Below are 6,154 nucleotides of genomic sequence, written 5' to 3'. Positions count from 1 at the left end.
TTGGCCGCCGCCCCAGCACGCACCTGAGCACCTTCTCCTCGGTCGTCGTGGCTCCGCCACGACTCCCTCGTCGGCGGCACTCATGCACGCACTGGAACGACGCCCAACTCGACAGCCCTACCTGCGGGATCTCTTGGGGAAGCGCTGATCAATAATGTCCCGGCTGCGGCGCGCCCATCGTCATCCCGGACTTGCTCCGGGATCTCTCCCGCCGGGGATCCCGGGTCGGAGCCCGGGATGACGTGACGAACTGGGCGTGAGCGAGGGGAGGTGATCTGGTAGAACGCTGCGGTGCGCGCAATCGTCTATGCCGAGGTCGGTGCCGAGCCCAGGCTGACCGACGTCCCCGAGCCCGAATGTCCGGACGACGGCGTCCTGGTGGCCGTCCGGGCCACCGGGGTGTGCCGCTCCGACTGGCACGCCTGGCGCGGCCACGATCCCGTACCGCTGCCGAACATTCCCGGCCACGAGTTCGCCGGTGTGGTCGCCGCGGCCGGTCCAGGGGTGCGCGGCTTCAGCGTCGGCGACCGGGTGACCGCGCCGTTCGTCAACGGGTGCGGCCGGTGCGCGTGGTGCGAGGCCGGCCAGGCGCAGGTCTGCCCGGATCAGACCCAGCCCGGCTTCACCCATCCCGGCTCGTTCGCCGAGCTGGTTGCCGTCCGGGCGGCGGACTTCAATCTCGTCCCACTACCGGAAACGGTCGATTTCGTGACCGCCGCCGGGCTGGGCTGCCGGTTCGCCACCGCCTACCACGCCCTCACCGCCCAGAGCCGATTGGCGGCAGGGGAGTGGTTGCTGGTCGTCGGTTGCGGAGGGGTCGGACTGTCCGCCGTGCTGCTCGGTGAGGCGCTCGGAGCCCGGGTGATCGCCGTCGATCCGTCGCCGGCAGCCCGCGAGCGCGCGACTGCGTTGGGCGCGGAGGTCACCCTCGCCACCGCCGACCCGGACGCGGTGCGCGACCTGACCGGCGGGGGAGCGCACGTGACCATGGACGCCCTGGGCTCCGGCCAGGTGGTCGATGCGGCGCTGCGCAGCCTGCGCCCGCGCGGCCGGCACGTTCAGGTCGGACTGATGCTCGGCGAGCAGGCGTCCGCGCCGTTGCCCTGGGGCCTGGTCGTCGCCCGCGAACTGGTCGTGGCGGGCAGTCACGGCATGGCTGCCGCGGACTACCCGGCGATGCTGCAGCTCATCGCCGACGGCACCGTCAATCCCGGACGCCTCGTCGGACGGGTGGTCGACCTCGACCAGGCCGGTGCCGAACTGATGGCGATGGACGCCCCCGCGCCTTCCGCCGGCATCACCGTGGCCACGGTCTGACCACCGTCGGTCGAGCTTGCCAACCGCCGTTGGTTGAGCTTGTCGAGACCTCAGACTGGTTCGGTTTCGACAAGCTCAACCACCGTTGGTGCCGTTGGTCGAGCTTGTCGAGACCCTGGTGAAGGTCAGGTGCGTCACCCCCGCCGGTGAGGACACCGCCTCAATCCGGTAGTCCTGCTCCATGCCCTCGAGCCCATCCCAGAGCCGTGAGCCGCGGCCGAGCAGGATCGGAACAACCACGACATGCAGGTAGTCCACCAGGCCGGCAGCGAGGAACTCGCGAATGGTCTCCGCACCACCGCCGAGCCGGACGTCCTGACCGTTCGCGGCCTGCTTGGCGGCCGCGAGCGCCTCCGCCGGTGAGGCGTCCAGGAAGTGGAAGCTGGTGCCGCCCTCCAGCTCGATCGAAGGCCGCGGCTGGTGAGTGAGCACGAACACCGGGGTGTGGAACGGCGGGTTGGCGCCCCACCAGCCCGTCCAGTCGGGATCCTCGTGCCAGCCCGGGTAGCCGTATTTTCCGGCACCCATGATCTCGGCGCCGATGCCGGGTCCGTGTTGCCGAGCGAAGACGTCGTCGATGCCCCTGCTGCCGCCGGTCTGCCACCAGTCGGTGGCGAACATCCATTCGTGCAGGCGTTCGCCGGCGTGGCCGAAGGGCTCGTCGCGGGTCAAGCCCGCACCGGTGCCGAAGCCATCGAGGGAGATCGCGAAGTTGTGAACACGTAGCTCGGACATGATCGATCCATTCTGGTTGTGATCTGCAATCAGTTGAGTCGATGCTACGCCCGGGTGATGGTAGGTTGCAATCAGTTACTGGAAGGAAGGTCATGCAGCAGACGCCGCGCTCCGGGTGCGCGATCAACGCCGCCGTCGAGGTGCTCGGCGATCCCTGGGCGATGCTGGTGCTGCGCGACATCATGTTCGGCGACCGCCGCTACTTCCGCGAACTGCTCGCCGGCTCCGAAGAGGGCATCGCGAGCAACATTCTGAGCAGCCGGCTGAAGCAACTCACCGCCGCCGGCCTGCTCACCCGGGCGGAGGCCGGCCGCGGCCAGCGGGCACGCTATTCGCTGACCGAAGCGGGCATTCAGGTACTGCCGGTGATGGTCGCGCTCGGCAACTGGGGCCTGGCTCATCGTGAGGGGACCCGCCGGCTGCGCGTCCGGGCCGAACTGATGCGCGACGCCGGCCCGGCATTCATCGAACGGATGATGGATGAGCTGCGCGAGCACCATCTGGGCATTCCGATGCCCGACGGCGCCGAACCGCGCCCGAGTGAGCAGTTGCGGCTCGCCTACGAGCAGGCGATGGCCGACGGTTCGGCGTGACGCGGAACCACTAGGGGCGTTCGTATTCCTCGATCACCACGCCGGACTCGAACCGGCGGACGTCGACGAGTTGGAACCTGTTGATGGCCAGACCAACTGAACCGAATAATGGAATTCCGGCGCCGAAGGCCACCGGATTGCGCTTGAGGACGAGTCGATCGATCTCGGGCAGCAGCGTGCCGGCGAGTTCGCCGCCACCGCACAGGTAGATGCCGAGGCCGTCCTCCTGCTTCAGTTCGCGCACCGTGGCGAGCGGATCGGCGGTGAACGTCACCCCCTCGACGGGCGTGCGGTCGCTACGGGTTGCCACATACTCGCGCAGATGCGCATACGGTCGTTCGATGTCGACCGAATAGGCGATGTCGTAGCTGTTCCAGCCCTGGATCACGGTGTCGAAGCGGGTGCGCGGCGGCTGCTTGCCCACCGCCTGCAGAATGTGCGCCGGGACAGCGTCGCCGTACTCATCGAGCAGCACCTGCATGTGGTCACCCTCGGCCAGGAATGCGTCGAAGCCGCCGTCGGGTGCCGCGATGAACCCGTCCACGGACACCGCCACGTAGTAGATCAGTTCACGCATGGGGTCGTCCTTTCACTACTGGTGTCGTGGTTCACGTTACCACGACACCAGTCGTGGTTGTCTATAGTGACGGCGTGGCACGGAATCCCGAACGACGCGTTCAGCTGGCCGATGCGGCGTTGCGGGTGCTCGCTCGGCAGGGTTCGCGCGGACTGACTCACCGGGCGGTCGACACCGAAGCCGAGGTGCCGCGGGGCACGGCGTCGAACTACTTCAGCTCGCGTGACGACATCATCGACGCGATCCTGGCCCGGATCGGCGAGCGGCTCGCCCCCGATCCGGCGGTGCATGCCGAACTGGCCCGGCGTCCGCCCGGACGCGACCTGTTCGCCACCTACCTCAAGGACATCGTCCACCGGCTGACCGCTGATCGCGATGCCACCCTGGCGCTGTTCGAGCTCAGGCTGGACGCCGCCCGGCGTCCGTCGGTGGCCGAGGTGCTGGGCGGCTGGCTGCGCGGCGGCCTGGACGCCGACGTGGCATTCACCGAGGACGCCGGCCTCCCCGGCAGCCGCTGGGACATCGTGCTGTTCCACTACGCCCTCGACGGCCTGATTCTCGACCAGCTCACCGTTCCGATCGACGAACAGGTCGCCGCCGATGATGCGGTCGAGGTGCTGGTCGAGCGACTGCTAGCGGCGAGGGAGCCGACGGCGGGCGGCGGGCTCGGGTGAACCGTCCGGACGCCAGCGCCGCAACACGGTGAACGCCCGAGCCGACGGACCGTGCCGGCGCAGGTACAGCAGCCGGGCGAGCGCGGTGGCCGGGTCGGGCCGCTGGTCATGCGGCACCCACCACAGCGCGGTGGTGATGCCAGGAAGAGGAACGAACCAGCGTTCGCGTGCGCTCAGATAGCGGCCGTGCAGGCCGCGGTAGGTGAAGGCGTGCAGGGACGGATAGTCCTGCCACAGCGACAGGTTGAGCAGCACGTCCGGCCGGCCGAAGGCGTCCAGCAGATCGGCATGACCCACCGGTCCCCGGTGTCGCCAGACGAAGCCGGGCGACGCCTCGGCGAGCCGGTTGACCGGGTCGACCGCGTCGAGGAAGCCCGCCAGCCGCGGGTCGTCGAGCGGATGGCGCAGGGCCGCCGCCGTCACCACCGCGAGGAGTTCGTCCGTCATTCCCTGGCCAGCCTACGACCGGCGGCGACGGTCGAGGTCAGCTGAAGAGCCAGTACCCGGCGACGGCCATCGGCGCCAGGCCGAGGATCACCAGCGGATGATAGGGCCGCCGACGGTTCAGGATCAGCACCGTCGCCGCGCCCACCACACCGAGCACCCCGCACATGACCCACAGTCCGATGACCGAGTCGTAGGGCAGTTCGTACTGGGCTCGGGTCACCACGAAGAGAGCCAGCACCGAGGCGACCATGGCGATCACCCCACCGAGCAGGAACGACACCACCATCCGCTGGACCAGGTCGAGGCTGCGACGTTCGGTTTCACTCGAGGTCGGCGCCTCATCAGCCATCGCGCCGTCGTCGAAGGACAGCCTGTTCGGCGTCGGCCGGTGTGGTTGGAGGCTCACCCGGCTCACCGTACTGATCGTCGCGGGCGCGTCCGAGTTGCCGGGGCCGAGCCGACCGCCGACTGAACCCGGGGCGTGGACGGGGATGGGTGTACTCCCGCGCGGCTTCGCTGGAAAGGGCCAGCAGTACCAGAACGCTCAGGCCGAGCCCGGCGAGGTCGCCGCCCAACCGGCCGTGGTCGTTGGTCATGGTGCGGCTCGCGAAGACGACCGCGGCGTTGGCCAGGCTGAGGCAGCACAGGGTCATCCGGGCCCAGTTGTGCCGGGTGAACAGGAAGGCGCCGAGGCCGAGGTCGACCACCGCCAGCCCGGCCAGGCCGAAGCCGACGATCGGGAGCAGCGGGGCAAGTTCGGCGTCGACCTCCGCCACCAGCGCCGGGCTTGCTCCCCAGAACGCGAAGCAGGCCAGCAGCAGGTAGACCAGGCCGCGGATCGCGGTGACCCCGAGCGCGAACAGCACCTGGAGCGGCGGCGTGGCACGCGGCGTCGGCGGTAGTGCCGGGGTGCCGGCCTGGGCGAAGGCCAGACCGCTGAGATCGACGATCGGCAGGTCGCCGTCGGTGCGGATCAGGTCACCGCCGCCGTTGCGGGAGTGATAGCCGGCACCGAATCCCTCGATCACCCGCAGCCGCACCGCCGGATCGACCAGCCGCAGGCTCTCCACGATGTGATCGCGCTCGACATCGACGTCCTCGGCGATCTTGTGGGTGATCTGGAAGGTGAACAGCGACAGCCCGACGCTGCGGTCGTAGGTGCCGGCGGCGACCCAGTCGACCCGGGTACCGCCGGGCAGCAGCCAGTCGTCGGGACAGCGCCAGAACCGGACGTGGTGGCGCTGGTTGGGATTGCCGGCCACCTCCTGCTGGTAGGCGAAATCCTGCCGGCGCTGGAACAAGAAGAGGGGACTCACCGGCGCCGTGCGGTAGGTGCGCCGGGTCAGCGACGACATCACGATCCGCCAGCCGGTGCGGAAGGACAGTTCGTCGGCGAGGCTCCAGCCGGCTGCGCGCATCGCCGCGTGGATGTGCTCGGCCCCGCCCAGCATCGCCAGGTTGACCGGGTCACCGAGCAGGCCGTCGGCGGTCCGGGTGCGGCCGATGAAGTAGTCGGGAACATAGATCCGGGTCAGGATGCGGTGAATGCGGGGGAGTACCAGGTAGGTGACCATCGCCCAGAACACCACCACCAGCAGCATCGGCCAGCCCGGCTGAATGCCTTCCTGCAAGGTGAGATACGCCAACCACAGCGAGACCACGCCGCCGGCGGTGAACAGCGCGCGATCCAGGCCGGCGGCGATCCCGGCCTTGGTTTCGTCGTCCTTGCGCGGCATGCCGTCCCTTCATTCGCCCGTGCCGTGACCGAGGCTAGCCGACTGCGGTGCGGCGGATCGGCCCGCCCGGCGAAG

At 69.4% G+C, this 6,154-nt stretch carries 8 protein-coding genes; 3 read left to right on the top strand and 5 right to left on the bottom strand.

Translation table 11 applies throughout. The features are described from left to right. Positions 1 to 291: 291 nt before the first annotated feature. Positions 292 to 1,317 (top strand): zinc-dependent alcohol dehydrogenase family protein, encoded by a 1,026-nt coding sequence (locus tag QM624_RS17965; RefSeq protein WP_415094355.1) that lies wholly within the window; start codon positions 292 to 294, stop codon positions 1,315 to 1,317. 75 nt (positions 1,318 to 1,392) lie between these two features. Here the strand turns inward: QM624_RS17965 and QM624_RS17960 are convergent, their stop codons facing one another. Beyond that, on the bottom strand, positions 1,393 to 2,052 hold the full coding sequence (locus QM624_RS17960; RefSeq protein WP_415094353.1) for a dihydrofolate reductase family protein: 660 nt from the start codon (positions 2,050 to 2,052) through the stop codon (positions 1,393 to 1,395). 92 nt (positions 2,053 to 2,144) lie between these two features. Between QM624_RS17960 and QM624_RS17955 the strand changes: the two genes are divergently transcribed. Then, the gene (locus tag QM624_RS17955) at positions 2,145 to 2,645 is read left to right on the top strand and encodes a winged helix-turn-helix transcriptional regulator (RefSeq protein WP_415094351.1); all 501 of its coding nucleotides are present in this window, start codon (positions 2,145 to 2,147) and stop codon (positions 2,643 to 2,645) included. Between the two features lie 10 nt (positions 2,646 to 2,655). Here the strand turns inward: QM624_RS17955 and QM624_RS17950 are convergent, their stop codons facing one another. After that, complete coding sequence (locus tag QM624_RS17950) at positions 2,656 to 3,222, bottom strand: dihydrofolate reductase family protein (RefSeq protein ID WP_415094349.1); 567 nt, start codon at positions 3,220 to 3,222, stop codon at positions 2,656 to 2,658. Positions 3,223 to 3,296: 74 nt separating this feature from the next. Between QM624_RS17950 and QM624_RS17945 the strand changes: the two genes are divergently transcribed. Next, positions 3,297 to 3,896 (top strand): TetR/AcrR family transcriptional regulator, encoded by a 600-nt coding sequence (locus QM624_RS17945; RefSeq protein ID WP_415094347.1) that lies wholly within the window; start codon positions 3,297 to 3,299, stop codon positions 3,894 to 3,896. Here the strand turns inward: QM624_RS17945 and QM624_RS17940 are convergent. Genes QM624_RS17940 through QM624_RS17930 form a run of 3 tightly spaced genes read right to left on the bottom strand, consistent with a single transcriptional unit; the run spans position 3,855 to position 6,079 of the window. Next, the gene (locus QM624_RS17940) at positions 3,855 to 4,343 is read right to left on the bottom strand and encodes a DUF3291 domain-containing protein (protein ID WP_415094345.1); all 489 of its coding nucleotides are present in this window, start codon (positions 4,341 to 4,343) and stop codon (positions 3,855 to 3,857) included. The two genes, QM624_RS17945 and QM624_RS17940, sit on opposite strands and share 42 nt — an antisense overlap. 37 nt (positions 4,344 to 4,380) lie before the next feature. Then, positions 4,381 to 4,692, bottom strand: a complete 312-nt coding sequence (locus QM624_RS17935) for a hypothetical protein (protein WP_415094343.1) — start codon at positions 4,690 to 4,692, stop codon at positions 4,381 to 4,383. Then, on the bottom strand, positions 4,685 to 6,079 hold the full coding sequence (locus QM624_RS17930) for an LssY C-terminal domain-containing protein (protein ID WP_415094341.1): 1,395 nt from the start codon (positions 6,077 to 6,079) through the stop codon (positions 4,685 to 4,687). Before QM624_RS17930 ends, QM624_RS17935 begins: the two co-directional genes overlap by 8 nt. Between the last annotated feature and the right edge of the window lie 75 nt (positions 6,080 to 6,154).

Source organism: Micropruina sp. (assembly GCF_047606365.1).
Taxonomy (GTDB): Bacteria; Actinomycetota; Actinomycetes; order Propionibacteriales; family Propionibacteriaceae; genus Micropruina.
This window is presented reverse-complemented; position numbering and strand designations above follow the sequence as displayed.

Bases quoted from the DNA above. Each gene is read 5' to 3' on its own strand.
- QM624_RS17955 (WP_415094351.1), top strand. From the start codon at position 2,145: ATGCAGCAGACGCCGCGCTCCGGGTGCGCGATCAACGCCGCCGTCGAG.
- QM624_RS17960 (WP_415094353.1), bottom strand. From the start codon at position 2,052: ATGTCCGAGCTACGTGTTCACAACTTCGCGATCTCCCTCGATGGCTTC.
- QM624_RS17940 (WP_415094345.1), bottom strand. From the start codon at position 4,343: ATGACGGACGAACTCCTCGCGGTGGTGACGGCGGCGGCCCTGCGCCAT.
- QM624_RS17930 (WP_415094341.1), bottom strand. From the start codon at position 6,079: ATGCCGCGCAAGGACGACGAAACCAAGGCCGGGATCGCCGCCGGCCTG.
- QM624_RS17935 (WP_415094343.1), bottom strand. From the start codon at position 4,692: ATGGCTGATGAGGCGCCGACCTCGAGTGAAACCGAACGTCGCAGCCTC.
- QM624_RS17950 (WP_415094349.1), bottom strand. From the start codon at position 3,222: ATGCGTGAACTGATCTACTACGTGGCGGTGTCCGTGGACGGGTTCATC.